Annotated in this window: 11 protein-coding genes; 8 read left to right on the forward strand and 3 right to left on the reverse strand. The window is 70.8% G+C overall.

Going from position 1 to position 13509, the window contains the following annotated elements:
• The first annotated feature begins 178 nt into the window (after positions 1-178).
• The 4 genes from ABD236_RS07275 to ABD236_RS07295 all read left to right on the forward strand — a co-directional run bounded on the left by ABD236_RS07275 (position 179) and on the right by ABD236_RS07295 (position 6551).
• Positions 179-1267, forward strand: a complete 1089-nt coding sequence (locus ABD236_RS07275; protein ID WP_344071474.1) for a phytanoyl-CoA dioxygenase family protein — start codon at positions 179-181, stop codon at positions 1265-1267.
• Positions 1249-4284 (forward strand): DUF6271 family protein, encoded by a 3036-nt coding sequence (locus ABD236_RS34985; protein ID WP_425543831.1) that lies wholly within the window; start codon positions 1249-1251, stop codon positions 4282-4284. Before ABD236_RS07275 ends, ABD236_RS34985 begins: the two co-directional genes overlap by 19 nt.
• Positions 4281-5561 carry an MFS transporter gene (locus ABD236_RS07290; protein ID WP_344071475.1) on the forward strand — a complete coding sequence of 427 codons (1281 nt, stop codon included), beginning with the start codon at positions 4281-4283 and terminating at the stop codon, positions 5559-5561. The genes ABD236_RS34985 and ABD236_RS07290 overlap by 4 nt, the downstream gene beginning before the upstream one ends.
• Before the next feature lie 129 nt (positions 5562-5690).
• On the forward strand, positions 5691-6551 hold the full coding sequence (locus ABD236_RS07295; RefSeq protein WP_344071476.1) for an isocitrate lyase/PEP mutase family protein: 861 nt from the start codon (positions 5691-5693) through the stop codon (positions 6549-6551).
• A 71-nt stretch (positions 6552-6622) separates the two neighbouring features.
• On the opposite strand, the gene ABD236_RS07300 is transcribed toward ABD236_RS07295, so the two are convergent.
• Entirely contained in the window at positions 6623-6946 is a 324-nt protein-coding gene (locus tag ABD236_RS07300; RefSeq protein ID WP_344071477.1) for a 4a-hydroxytetrahydrobiopterin dehydratase, read from the reverse strand.
• Between the two features lie 352 nt (positions 6947-7298).
• Here ABD236_RS07300 and ABD236_RS07305 point away from each other — a divergent pair, with 352 nt between their 5' ends.
• Both ABD236_RS07305 and ABD236_RS07310 read left to right on the forward strand, forming a co-directional pair.
• On the forward strand, positions 7299-8738 hold the full coding sequence (locus tag ABD236_RS07305; protein ID WP_344071478.1) for a tetratricopeptide repeat protein: 1440 nt from the start codon (positions 7299-7301) through the stop codon (positions 8736-8738).
• Between the two features lie 102 nt (positions 8739-8840).
• Positions 8841-9293 (forward strand): RpiB/LacA/LacB family sugar-phosphate isomerase, encoded by a 453-nt coding sequence (locus tag ABD236_RS07310; protein ID WP_344071480.1) that lies wholly within the window; start codon positions 8841-8843, stop codon positions 9291-9293.
• A gap of 45 nt (positions 9294-9338) precedes the next feature.
• On the opposite strand, the gene ABD236_RS07315 is transcribed toward ABD236_RS07310, so the two are convergent.
• On the reverse strand, positions 9339-10022 hold the full coding sequence (locus ABD236_RS07315) for an aggregation-promoting factor C-terminal-like domain-containing protein (protein WP_344071481.1): 684 nt from the start codon (positions 10020-10022) through the stop codon (positions 9339-9341).
• Between the two features lie 423 nt (positions 10023-10445).
• Positions 10446-11096 (reverse strand): HAD-IA family hydrolase, encoded by a 651-nt coding sequence (locus tag ABD236_RS07320; RefSeq protein WP_344071484.1) that lies wholly within the window; start codon positions 11094-11096, stop codon positions 10446-10448.
• Positions 11097-11264: 168 nt separating this feature from the next.
• Between ABD236_RS07320 and ABD236_RS07325 the strand changes: the two genes are divergently transcribed.
• On the forward strand, positions 11265-12485 hold the full coding sequence (locus ABD236_RS07325) for a helix-turn-helix domain-containing protein (protein ID WP_344071487.1): 1221 nt from the start codon (positions 11265-11267) through the stop codon (positions 12483-12485).
• Between the two features lie 514 nt (positions 12486-12999).
• On the forward strand, positions 13000-13506 hold the full coding sequence (locus ABD236_RS07330) for an ATP-binding protein (protein ID WP_344071489.1): 507 nt from the start codon (positions 13000-13002) through the stop codon (positions 13504-13506).
• Positions 13507-13509 lie beyond the last annotated feature (3 nt).

A 13509-nucleotide genomic window follows, 5' to 3' on the forward strand; every position in this document is an offset into this window, starting at 1 on the left:
CAATTCCGTCTTCCGGGCGGCAGTTGGCCCTGGCGGGCAACCGACACGCCCCTACCGGCCGGTCACTTGACATCGCCGATGGTCTACACCAATCCTGCTCATCCGGGGTGTGCCCACACCGCCCCGGAGCAGCGCGCGCCACCCGTCACCGTCCGCGTATCCCGCCTGGAGGGACCCCTTGACGCCACCCGCCCCCGGCACCCGCCCGCTCCCCCGTGACTTCCTCCACCGCGCCGCCTCCCGGCGGCCCTACTTCAGCGCGGACGGCGAGTCCTATCTGGCCCGTACCACCCTGCGGGAACTCAAGAAGTCCCGGCCGCTGCGCGTGCTGTCCGAGGAGGACTTCGCGCACTGGCAGACCTATGGTTACGTCATCGTGCGCGAGGCGATCCCGGCGCAGGCGGCACGTCAACTGCTCGACTTCACCTGGGACTTCCAAGGCCTCAGCCCGGACCGGCCGGACGCCTGGTACGAGGACCGGCCGTTCCGCAGCCAACTGGACCGGCAGCTGCACATCTACGGCTTCGTCGAGGCGTACCACCACCAGCTGCTCTGGGACAGCCGCCAGGCCCAGCGCGTCTACGACGCCTTCGTGGACGTCTGGGACTGCGAGGAACTGTGGGTCACCCTGGACCGGCTCAACCTCAACCCGCCCAACCGGGGCAACCGCGACCGGGCCCTGATCGAGGCCACCGAGCGTGGCTTCGACATCGAACTGCACTGGGACATCGACACCACCGCCGGCGTCCCGCCGCAGCGCGTCCAGGGCATCATCGCGCTCAACGACACCCGTCCGGAGACCGGCGGCTTCCAGTGCTGCCCCGAGCTGTTCCGGCGCTTCGAGGAGTGGAAGACCGCCCAGCCCGAGGGCCGCGACCCGCTCCGGCCCGACCTGGACCGGGCCGAGTTCCCCGTCGTACGGCCCGACCTGCACCCCGGCGACCTGCTCATCTGGAACGGCCTGCTCGCCCATGGCGTCGCGCGCAACCTCTCCGAGAACGGGGTACGGGCCGTGCAGTACCTGTCGATGATGCCCGCGCTGGAGGAGCACGAGCGGCTTCGGCGCTCTCGCGTCGAGTCCTGGCGCCATATGCGCACCCCGCGCTGGAACCGCTCCCTGGTCGGCGACCCCGTGCTGCACGAGTCCAAGCGCTATCCCACGGCCGAGCTCACCGACCTCGGCAGCCGTCTGCTCGGGCTCGGTTCCTGGCACGAGGCACCCGTCGAGCAGCAGAGCGGGGAGCCGACGTGCGCCGCGTCTGCCTGACCCTCCCCACCAACCGCGCCTGCCCGCGGACCATCGCCGCGGTCGCCGAGGAGGCCGCCTACGGCGCCCGCCACTTCGGCGTCGAGGTGCGCCTGCTCATCCTCGACTCCTCCGACCCCGCCGCCCTCGCCGAGCACCGCGCGGCCGTCGCGGCACTGCCCCCTGCCCCCGGCGTCCTCGTACACCACCTCGACGAGACCGAGCAGCGGCGCTTCCTGCGCGAGGTGATCGCCCGCGCCGCCCTGCCCGAGCCGGGCCAGCTCCTGCACCTGATGCTGCCGTCCGCCGTCTCCTACGGCGCCTGCACCAACCGCGCCTTCCTCCTGGCCGAAGCCTTCGGCTGCTCGTCCGTGCACCGCCGCGACTCCGACAGCCACTACCCCTCCCTGGCCGGCACTCCGGTCTTCCCCCTGCACCACGAGCTCACCACGCTCGGACTCCCCGCCACCGAGGCGGCCGGACACGTCACCCGCTGCAGGCTCGACCCGGCGAGCGCCCACCGGCGGGTGGTCCTGGTCGGCGGCTCCTTCACCGGCGCGATGTCGGTGGACGTCGAGGAGATCCACCGGCTCGACCCCGAGGTCTACGAGCAGGTCGTCGGCCTGTCGGTGCCCGAGGCCCACCCCGGGATCTGGCGCCGCAACCTGATCGCGCAGGCCTTCCGTGGCGCCGGGACGACCCCTTTCACCACCGACCGTACGACCCTCACCCACGTCAGCCCCACCCGCGTGGACATGTGCAACATCGCACTCGACCGCACGGTGTACGCACGGGTGCCACTGCCACCCGCCATCGAGACCATCGGCAGCGACTACTTCCTGCTGCACCTCGTCGAAGGCGCCCGGCTGCCCGGCGTCCTGCACAACCGGCACATCGTGAACTTCCACACCGAGGAGCGCCGTTCGGACTCCGGCTTCCTCGCCTACCAGTGGCGCTTCGCCAAATACCTCATGTCCACGCCCCATTGGGAGGGCCTGTACGCCCACCTGGCGTCCCTCGGGGAGGAGATCCTGGACTCCGAGGGGTTCGCGGACGCCTTCGCCGTCGCCTCCTTCGCCCGGCGGAGCGCGGCGCTCGACCCCGGCTCCTCCGCCCCCCGCCTCGACCTCCTCGACCGCTGCTACCGCACCCTCGGCGGCCGCTACGCCGAGGCCGCAGACCACTTCGCCGCCCACCGCGACCGGCTCCTCACCGAACCGGCACGTGACATGGAGGACTTCGCCGACCTGACGGACGCCTGGGCCGCGCTGACCGAACACGCCCGGCGCACCCCGCTGCGGGGCGCGCTCACCCAGGCCGTCCTGCACGCCCGCGCCGACGGTGGGAACCGGCGGGGCCCGGTGACCATGGGCCAGGCCAATATGATCCGCTGCATCCTGCGCGACGAGCCCGACCAGATGAACATCCATGACGTATGGCCGGTCCCGGCCGGGACCACCACCGAGGCCGCCCTCGACGGCCTGCGGGCCCTCGCCGTACGGCACGAGGCACTGCGCACCACCTTCCCGGCCGGATCCTCCGGGAGGGACGGCGAGACGGCAGTCCACGTCACCGTCCCCCGCGAACAACTCGTGGCGGCGGAGCGGACCTTCACCGTCACCCTCGCCGACCACGACGAACTCCCCCCCGACGACGCCCGCTACGCCGAGGAGCTGGCCCTCACATCCCGTCGCCACGCCTTCGTCCTGGAGCGGGACTTCCCCCTGCGCATCACCCTGGTCACCCGGCGCGGGGCACCGGTCCGCGTCGCGCTCGCCGCCAGCCACGCCGCCACCGACGGCGGGGCCCTGGCCGTGCTCCGGGAGGAGTGGCTGGCCCTGGTGTCGGGCGAGGAACTGCCGGACGTCACCGCCCTCACCCCGCTGGCGCTCGCCGCCGAGGAGGCCAGCCCCGCCGGGATCCGCAAGACGGACGCCTCGCTGAAGCACTGGGAGCGGATCATCGGGAGCGGACCCCAGGCCATGTTCGCCGAGCCGGGCGCCGAGGGCACCGAATGCCTGGCGCCGGGCCTCACCCTCCGGTCGGCGCGCGGCGCCCGCGCCCTGGCCCGTGTCGCCGAACGCACCGGAGCCATGCCTTCGACCGTCCTGCTCTCCGCGTGGTGCGCCCTCGTCGCCCACCGGGCCGGACAGCCGGTCTGCGTCACGGCGGTACCGACGTCCAACCGCTTCCAGGGCCGCCTCGCACGTTCCGTCGCCGCCGTCTCGCAGGACGCACTGCTCCTGCTCGACACCCAGGTGCCGTCCTTCGACGTGCTGCTGAGCAAGGCATGGGGCGCGGCGCTCAAGGCGTACCGGCACAGCCAGTTCGACGCGCTACGGCTGTGGGACATGATCGGCCGAGTGACCCGGGAGCGCGGCAGCCACTTCGCCCGCGACGTCGTCTTCAACGACATCAGCGCACTGCCCGCGACCCTCGCCGGTGCCGCGCCGCCGGACGACCGCGCCCCGGACCTCGAACTCACCTGGGGCCAGGCGCAGACACTGCCCAGCCGTGTCCTCACCTTCGTCCACGAGACGGCCCCGGTGCTGCGTCTCGCCACCTGGACCGATCCGGTCCTGTTCCCCAAGGACCGGGCCGAGGAGCTGGCCACCGGACTCGTCCTGCTCCTGGAGGCCGCCGCCGAACAGGACGTGCCCCTCGCCTCGCTCACCGAGGTGACCGGCGTCCTTCCCGTCGAACGCGGCTCCGACTGGACCCGGGTGGACGGCTGCTGGGTCTCCCCCGCCGCCGTGGCCCGCACGCTGAGCCGAGCGCTCGACGGCCGGCCCGTCCACGTCGCCGTCGACACCTCCGGCACCCTCACCGCCTACCTCCCCGCCGGCCCGGAACCGCTCACCCCGACCCGCGCGCACCACGCCCTGATGGCCGCCCTGCCGGGGAACCCGGGCGTACTGGCGCCGCGCCGGTACGTCGTCGTCGCGCACGCGCCGCACCGGGCGGACCACGCCGACGCATGGCTCCAGCAGCCCGTCCTCACGGAAGGAACCGGCCGGGAAGCGGCCGGAACGACATGACGACCCACGACACGACGGAAGCGGCGACGGCCCCGCCGGACGGCGACACCTTCCCCAGCCCCTGGCTCTCCTCGCGGTTCCGCCTCTTCTTCATGGCCCGCAGCACCTCGCTCCTCGCCGACGGCATGCTGATGGTCTCGCTCACCACCGCCGTCCTCGGCGCGGGTTACGGTGCCGGTGGCGTCGGCTACGCCCTCGCCGCCTGGATGGCGCCGATCGCCCTGCTCGTCCTGTTCGGCGGGGTGCTCGCGGACCGGTTCACCCCCCAGGTGATGATGGTCGGCGCCGATGTGGTGCGGATGCTGGCCATGCTCGCCATGGCCGTCCTGCTCCACGGCTCCGGCTCCGGAGTGCGGCTCTGGCACATCATGCTGCTGATGGCGGTCAGCGGTGCGGCGACGGCCATGTTCCAGCCCGGGCTCGCGAGCATCGTCCCGCAGGTCGCCGAGGACATCCAGCGGGCCAACGCCCTGCTGCGCGTCTCGGAGGCGATGAGCGCACTGATCGGCCCGGGCCTGGCGGGCTTCCTCGTCGCGTACTGGGAGGTCTCCGGTTCGTACGTGGTCATCGCGGCCGCGTACGCCCTGAGCGCCCTCGGCCTGGCGCCGCTGCGCCGCCTCGCCACCGTCCGCGACGACAGCGGCGACCCCATCTGGACCCGGCTCGCCACCGGCTGGCAGGAGTTCCGCGCCCGCTCGTGGCTGTGGGGGGTGATCGCCCTGTGGTCGGTGTACGGCCTGTTCGTGTTCGGCCCGGCGCTGCCGCTGGGCGCGGCGCTGCTCACCGAACAGCACGGTGCCTCCGGCTACGGCTGGATCGCCTCGGCGGACGGGGCGGGCACGGTGCTCGGCGGGCTCCTCGGGATGCGGGTCCGGCCGCCCCGGCCGCTCGTGGCGGGCGCCTGTGCCATGTTCTTCTTCGCGCTCAACCCGCTGGCGCCGGCGCTCGGCTGGTCGTTCGCGCTCACCGTCGTCACCGGGGTCCTGGCGGGCTGCGGCTTCGCCTTCTGGGGCGTGATGTGGGCGACGAGCATCCAGTCCCACATCCCGCTGGCCGTGCTGAGCCGCGTCTCCGCGTACGACGTGGCCGGCTCCATCATGGTCATCCCCCTGGGCCGGGCGCTGTCCGGCCCGGCGGCCTCGGCGTACGGCGCGGACACGGTGCTGCTGTTCTCCTCGGCCGTGTCCGTCCTCTGCATCGGGGCCATGCTCTGCGTCCCCGCGATCCGTGGACTGGGCCGCGCTCCGGTGCGAGTCGCTGAGGGGGCGCCGGTGTAAGTATCGGCGGGCCGACCGGCCTCCGGCCGAAGGGCGTTGGCGGCGGGAAGCTACCGTTACCTCACCGCCGCGACCTGAGTCGTTCTCTCCTCGTGGCACCGCGATCCACATCCGGCTGGAGGGTTTCCGTTGGCTGCTGGCACGACCTTGAAGACCCTGCTGGAGGGCCGGGAGATCGTTATGGCCCCCGGAGCGCCCGACTCGATGACCGCTCGCCTGGTGGAGGCGGCCGGCTTCCCTGCGGTGTACATGACCGGCTTCGGCGCGACGGCCAGCCGTCTGGGGATGCCGGACATCGGTCTGCTCAGCCAGACCGAGATGACCGAGCACGCGCGCAACATGACCCGCGCGGTGTCGATCCCGGTGGTCGCGGATGCCGACACCGGCTACGGCGGCCCGAGCAACATCGACCGTACCGTGCGGGAATTCATGCAGGCCGGGGCGGCGGCGATCCACCTGGAGGACCAGGCCATGCCCAAGCGGTGCGGCCAGACGAGCGGCGTACGGCTGGTGGACGCGCAGAGCGGTGTCAAGCGGCTCAAGTGCGCCCTGCGGGCGCGTGGTTCGGCCGACATGCTGATCATCGGCCGCACCGACGCCCTCCCCGCGCAGGGGCTCACCGAGGCCGTGCGGCGAGCCCGCCTCTACCAGGACGCGGGGGCCGACCTGGTCTTCGTCGACGGCATCAAGGAGATCCGCGACCTGGAGGCGGTGGCCGCGGCGGTCCCGGGCCCCAAGGCGGTGTCCATCGTCGACGGCAACGAGACAACCCGACTGACCGCTGCGGATCTCCAGGAGCTCGGCTTCTGCCTCGCGTTCTACGCCGTGACGGCTCTGTTCACCGCCACCCGGGCCGTCGCCGACGCCCTCTCCCACCTCCGCAGCGCGGGCACTCCCGCCGGAGGCCCCCCGCAGCACAGCTATACGGAGTTCTCCCGGCTCGTCGGAGCCGACTTCCACACCGACCTCGACGACCGGTTCGGCGGCTGAAGCGGCGGCCGACGCACCGGGCCGGATGACCGTCCCCGCCGACCGCGACACGCGATGACCGCGCCGCCCCCTCAGTCGTCGAGCGGCTCCGCCTCGTGCGCGGCGGCGATGGAGTCGATACGGGCGGCGAGGTTGAAGTCCGCCGCCGTGAGCCGATGGCCGGCGTCGCGGGTGGTGATGGCGAACCGCACCGTGCCCCAGCGCAGATCGACGTCCGCGTGGTGGCCGATCAGCCGCTCCACGTCCGCGACATGGACGATCAGCGCGACCGCCCCGTGATAGCGGATCGCGAAGGTCCGGGCGATCTGGTCACCCGTCCGGCGCCAGCCGGGCACATGCTCCAGGGCGGCCTGAATCGCCGCTTCCGACAAGGGCTCGGGCCTACTCCCGGCCATCTGCGCTCCCCTCGCTCACGGGTGCCGGGACCCTGCCGGGGCCCGGCCGACCGGGGCATCGTGCCATATGCCGCGCAGCGGTGCCCGACCGACGGAAGACCGGCCGCGCACCCGGCGGGTCAGACGAAGCAGAGCGGCTGATCGATGTGCTTGGTGCGGCGCACGGCACTGCTGCTGGTGTCTGGCCACTGGCAGAGACGCAGAGCCCGCCCCGTACGTCAAGGTCCTCCACGGAAAAGCCCCACGGGGAAGTAGGTGCCCACACATACGGTTTGACGGGTCCAGGAGCGGAGGTGATAGTTGCGTGCCGGACCGAACCCTGGTTCGGCATGTGTACCAGGGGTGGGAAAACATGCAGGTCGAGAACGAAGAAGCAGTGTCGGCGCACGCGTCGGCACAGGTCCTTGTGCGGGCCGGGCGACTCGCCGGGGCACGGCGGACGGCCGAGGAGGCGCTGGAGGCGGACGGCCCCGATGCCCCGCTGTTTCTGGTGCTGGGTCAGGCGCATGTCGCCGAGGACGACGACGATCACGACGACCGGGCTGAGGCCGTCTATCAGAAGGGTCTCCAGGCCTTCCCGGACGACCTGGACCTGCTCGCGGCCTACGCGGAGCTCTGTCTGCGCAGCGACTATCTGGAGCGTCCGGCCCGCCACCGACGCGGCCCCGAGCTCGCCGCACGGCTACGGGAGCTGGCCCCGGGTTCCCGGCAGGCCCTGCACATCGAGCAGATCGCCGCGGGCAAAGGCGCGTCAAACGTCCAGCTGCCTTCGCCGGGCCGGACGCAGGCACACGACGTACGGCTGGTGCTCGGCGCGATGGGCGATCCCCGCGCGGCCGCCGCGCGGGCTCGCGCGCACGCACAGGCCCGGCCCGACGACGCCCGTCCGGCCACACTCGCCGAGACGCTGGAAGCGCTCGCCCGCCCTGGCCGGGCGCCGCTGCGCTGGATGGTGCGGTTCCCGCTGTCCACGCTGCTGATCCACGCGGTCTGGTGTGTCGGGCTGCTCATGGCCGTCCCCGCGTTCCACTGGGACGGCCGGCTGCGGGTCCTGGCGCTCGTGGGCGTCGTCCCGGCCGGGCTGCTCCAGGGTCTGCTGCGCCGAGCCCGACGCCGCAGCGACACCCGGCCGCCCGCAACTGCCGCAGAAACGGAAGGTGTACCCGACTTCCCCATCCTGCCGCCGGTCCCGCCGCGCTCGCGCCGAGAGACGGTGGCAGCGGGCCTGGCTCTCGCGGCGGTCCTGGCCGCCGTGGTGGGGTCGAGCGTCTGGAGCTACCGGCAGTACGTCTCCTACCCGCACTACACCGTCGCGGCACCGGACCGTCTGCGGGGCTACGACCGGCTGGAGGGCACACCGATCCAGCGGATCCTGGAGGACAACCTGCGCCAGTCCCTGGGGGACGGCAGCGCCACGACGTACACCTTCGTGTACGGAACGAGAGGACACGGGAAGCGGCCGGAGCTGGGCGCCGCACTGTTCGGCGCGGTCGGCGACTTCCACGAGATGGCGCCCAAGGACATCGAGTCGATCCAGAGCGGCCTCGACGCGGCCGGGATGACCACGATCCGGGCCTGGAAAGCCGATCCCGGCCCCCTCGGCGGCGCCATGCGGTGCGTGCTCTACCGGGCACTCACCGGCGGACAGGTCTCCGCCTGCACCTGGGGGGACAAGGGCAGCATCGGCACCGTCATGGCACCGGACTCGGGCCAGGGACGAGAGGCCGTGGCGGAACTGGCCCGCCAGGCACGGGAGGCGGTGCTCCACAAAGAGAACCCATCCGCCTACTGAGCCGCACCCGCGCCCTTGCCGGGCGCGCTCCACGTAACGTGGGCCAGGCACGCAGCTCCGCCGTTGCCCTCCTCCCCCCGTACCCGCTGAAAGGCCGAGACCGTGAACATCTCCGTCTCTTCCGACACCGACGAACCGGTCACGCACCTGCTGGTGCGGGAGCTGGAGCGGCGCGGCCATCACGTCCTGCCCCACGGCACGCTCAAGGCGGGCGACCGGACGGACTGGGCCTTCGCCTCGCAGGCGGCGGCCCAGGACGTGGCCTCGGGGCGGGCGGAGCAGGCCGTCGTGTGCTGCTGGACCGGCACCGGTGCCGCCCTCGCCGCGAACAAGGTGCGGGGAGTGCGCGCCGCACTGTGCGGTGACGCCTATACTGCGGCGGGGGCCCGGCGGTGGAACGACGCCAACGTACTCGCCCTGAGCCTTCGGCTCGTCTCGGGCCCGCTGCTCACGGAAATCCTCGACGCCTGGTTCGGGGCCGAGGCCAGCGACGTACCGGAGGACACCAGGAACATCGCCCACATCGGCCGCATCGAGGAGCGGGAGCAGGGCTGAGCCTCTCGCTCCCGTCCGCTGCCGCTGACCCACCGGGTCAAGTAGCTAGTACGAGTGGTGGGTCTGCCAGAACGACCAGGCGCCGCACGGGCTGCCGTAGCGCTGGTTCATGTAGTTGAGGCCCCACTTGACCTGGGTGGCCGGGTTGCTCTGCCAGTCGGCGCCCGCAGAGCTCATCTTCGAGCCCGGCATCGCCTGGACCAGGCCGTATGCGCCGGCGCCGTTGTCGGCCCGGTAGTTCCAGCTCGACTCGTTGTTCACGATGTTGCTGAAGCACTGGAACTGGCCCGCCGGGACGATCTGCCGGGCGATCGCCTGGACCTCGGCGATCGAGTAGGAGCTCTGGTTCTGGAGCGGGCTTCGGCTGGTCGAGCGGCTCGCGGCCTGGGTCTCCAGGTCGTGGTCCTTCGCGGCCTTCTCGGCGGCGTTCTTCTTCGACTTCGCGTCCCGGGCCGCCTGTCTACGAGCGGCTTCCTCGGCGGACTTCTTCGCCGAGGCGCTCGCCTGCGCGGACTGCGCGTCGGCCTGCTGCGTCAGGGAGGCGGTCTGCACCTGGGCCTGCTGGCCGGCGGGTATGTCCGCGAGGAGCGTCGAATCGGCCGCGGTCGCTTCGAGGTTGTCGTTCGAGGCGGCCGCCGGGCCGCCTGCGGCGATACCAACGATGGCACCCACGGTGGTGACCGCGGTGGCGGACGCCACCGCGAAACCCCGGACCGAGCTGCGGCTCACACGCTTTCCTTCCAGCAGTGTCCGCACGCGCGAACTCACGGACGTATTCGTGCCCTTGGCCCCGCTTTCCCCCCATGAGCTCCCGAGGAAAACACGGCCCAACTGATCCCAGACTCTGCTGGAAGGCGACACCGCAAGGCAATTCGTCACCGCGTGTTAAACCTCACACCTTGGTGACCCTCCAGTTCCTTCGACTCGGTTTACGGATGTCCGTCTTCCGTCTATAGTGCCGCGCCTTGTCGACCGCCCGGGAGTGCGTCCACACCGGGAGACCCGAGCGGCTGGTCCAGGTGCACCAGGGAAGGACGGGGCCGGGAGCGATGTCCGGCCGGGCGCCGCAGGCAAGCGTGGAAGGCGCGTGAATCCGCGCACTCTCGGCTCCGCAAACCGCCCGTCTGACCGGCTCGACGCTCACCCGTTCAATTAGCTGCGCTCCAAGGGAAGGGTGCCGGGTCTGTCGAGGAGGAGCGAATCCAGGATGCTCGCGGTGCCCGCGGGATCCGTGGTGTGGTGCACGGTGCGTATCCCGAGAGCTTCGGCGGGCGGCAGGTTCTCGGCGTGGTCGTCCACGAACACGCACTCGGGGCCGGTCAGCCCCAGGGCGTCGAGTGCTCGCTGGTAGATGAGTGAGGACGGCTTCCGCACCCCCTCGAGTTCCGACAAGATCACCGCATCGAAGAAGTCCGTCCACATGCCCTTGTCTGCGTACGGGTTGTACGGCTCGATCCCGAACGAGTTACTGAGCATGGCCACCTTGATGCCGGCGGCGCGTGCCCGCTGCGCCGCAGCCACGATCAGGGGCTCCGGGTGCAGGTTTGCCAGGGCGCGCCGCATCAGGTCGGTGGGGTCGATGCCCAGGAGGCCGCCGATGACGCGGTTCCAGTCCTCCTGAGTGGCTTGTCCGACCTCCAACGCCGCATAGATGGCGACGCCCTCAGGATGCTCCTCCAGGGCCGCGAAGTAGGCACCGGGTGTCAGCCCCTCCGCCCTCTCGAACGCCTGCCCGTTCAATCTCATGCGGGTAGTGAGTACACCGCCGAAGTCGAGGATCAGGCCACGATATGGGGCTGGCACGGTCTCCCTGCCTTTCTGCTCTTCCGCGTACGCGATCCCCCGGCCGCGCGGCGACCGGGGGACCGATGAGTCCCCCCCGAGGGAGAGGCCACCAGTATCACCCTTTGCGAACCTGTGGGGACATACGCTTGACACGAGCGCCCTGTCCCTACGGCGAATGGTCAACCCATGGCGTATGACGGAGAGTTGTTCAGCATCGGGCAGAGGATGAAGTGGTGGCGTGAGCGCCGAGGCCTCTCCCAGAAGATGCTCGGGGACCTTATTGGCAGGTCAGAGAACTGGGTCTACAAGATCGAGAATGACCGGATGCCGTTGGACCGGCTTCCCCTCCTGATCGCGCTCAGTAAGGCATTGCGGTGCAGCCTGGGGGACCTTACGGGCGGTTACGTGTCCGGAATCTCCACCGCGGGCACCGAGCATGAGCACGTACCGCTCATCCGGCAGACGCTCTCCCTGCCCACGTCCCTACTCCCAAAGCGCGTCGGCTCAGTCAGCGCCGACGACTTCGATTCGTCCGTAACGGACGCCTGGCAGGTCTACGAGACACAGGCCGAAGGCCGGTACCGCGACGTGGGCGAGCGACTCCCCGCCCTGTTGCGTCAGGGACACGCCGCGCTTCGGGACGCCGGGGCAGACCAGGAGGGTGCCATCCTGCGACAGCTCATCAGCCTCTACGGCCTCCACCAGATCTGGCTGCGCCGCGTCGGCGAAACAACTCTCGCGCGCGTCGCGGCCGACCGTGGCCTGGCCCTCGCAGATACCGCCGGCGACCCCGCCCTCCTCGCGGCAGCCGCCTGGAACCTGGCCTGCGTCCTCACCTCCGCCGGGGACGTGGACGACAGCTACGAGCTGGCTCGGCAGACCATCGCCCAGTGCCAGCCTCACGACGACTCCAGCCCTGAGCACTGGTCCGCGTATGGGGCGCTGCACCTGCAAGGCGCGGTCGCCGCCGTACGCGCGGCAAAGGGACCGAGGGCCTGGGACCTGTACCACGGCGCACAGCGGGCCGTTGAGCGCATCGGCACCGACCTCAACCACTGGCACACCTGCTTTGGTCCGACGAACTTTGCCATGCACGAGGTCCATCTCAAGGCGGAAGAAGGCGACACGAATGAAGCACTCCGCGCCGCCGACCACGTACAGATCAACTCGGAAGTCCCACTCGAACGTCGGACTCGGTACCTGATCGAAGTGATGAACCTCAACCGTATCCAGCACGACGACTACGCGACGGTCCACATTCTCGGCAAGCTGCTGAAGCAGTCTCCTGAAGAGATTGTGTTCTCTCCGCTGGTCAGGGAAGCTGTGGCCGACCTATTGAAGCGTGAGAAGCCCATGTGGCGCGACGAGCTGCGCCCCGTCGCCATACACATCGGGCTCGCTGCGTAGGCATATGACAACCCTGAGTGTTACTCAGCCCTGATTTTTCCTCAGGGGCGGTCGGTCAAAGTGGCCCTAGTTTGACGGGTCATGACGACAAGTCACGGACCGACGAGTCCCACTACGCCGGCATTACCGCCCGCCAAGCGCCACCTCCGCCTTGCTCACAAGGCCGAGGTCGCACCGACGAAGGCTGACCGCTTCGCAGTCCCCCTCACCCTGCAGGAGGGGACCGCAGAGCCAACGGACGTTCCGTTGGTCCGGACAGCTGACGACGCGGTCACTCTGTGCGGACGGCTCGGTGCTCTCCTCCCGGTCACGGAAGGGGGAGCCCAATGACCACCAGGACCGCTCAAGAACGCGAGCGGCGGCGCAACCTCACCGACGCCTCCGTCACCCCCTTGCCCATCCTCGACGGACTGTTCCGGCGTGTCCCGGACCCACGACTTTGGATGCAACCCCCGGCATCCCTCGCCGCCCCAGCCACCCCGCTGGAGGGGGCCGCGACGAGCGGAACGGAGCAATGAAGGCCCCGTCGCTATCGTGTTCGACGACGACGGCACCGCTTTCCGTGGTCGGACATGAGCGCGAGGCAGACCTGTCGGCAGCCGAGGTCTGGTTCAGGCGGACGGGCGCGGAAGGTCTGGCGCCGGAAGACGGCCAGTGGCTGGCGTGCTGCCGAGAAATCTGCACGGCCGCATTGACCAGCTGGGGCCTTCCTGCGCTGACCGACCGCGTTCGCCTCGTGGTCAGTGAGCTAGTCACCAACGCGCTGGTGCACGCAGGCGGCACGATGGGGGTACGGATCGTACGCCGCGCTGGTGCGGTGCGCGTGGAGGTCGCCGACGCCTCCCGGGCCCAACCGCGCTGGGACCTGACGGCGGGCCCGGAGGAGTGCAACGGGCGGGGCATGCTCGTGGTACGCGCGTACGGCGACCACTGCGGTGTCACGGCGGCGGGCACGAGCGCGTCGAAGACGGTGTGGTGCGACTTCGATCTTCCCCCTGTGGTGACCCGGGAGCGAAGGTGATGC

This window comes from Streptomyces crystallinus (assembly GCF_039521265.1).
Lineage (GTDB): Bacteria > Actinomycetota > Actinomycetes > Streptomycetales > Streptomycetaceae > Streptomyces > Streptomyces crystallinus.

Bases quoted from the DNA above. Each gene is read 5' to 3' on its own strand.
- ABD236_RS07290 (WP_344071475.1), top strand. From the start codon at position 4,281: ATGACGACCCACGACACGACGGAAGCGGCGACGGCCCCGCCGGACGGC.
- ABD236_RS07300 (WP_344071477.1), bottom strand. From the start codon at position 6,946: ATGGCCGGGAGTAGGCCCGAGCCCTTGTCGGAAGCGGCGATTCAGGCC.
- ABD236_RS07305 (WP_344071478.1), top strand. From the start codon at position 7,299: ATGCAGGTCGAGAACGAAGAAGCAGTGTCGGCGCACGCGTCGGCACAG.
- ABD236_RS07325 (WP_344071487.1), top strand. From the start codon at position 11,265: ATGGCGTATGACGGAGAGTTGTTCAGCATCGGGCAGAGGATGAAGTGG.
- ABD236_RS07330 (WP_344071489.1), top strand. From the start codon at position 13,000: ATGAAGGCCCCGTCGCTATCGTGTTCGACGACGACGGCACCGCTTTCC.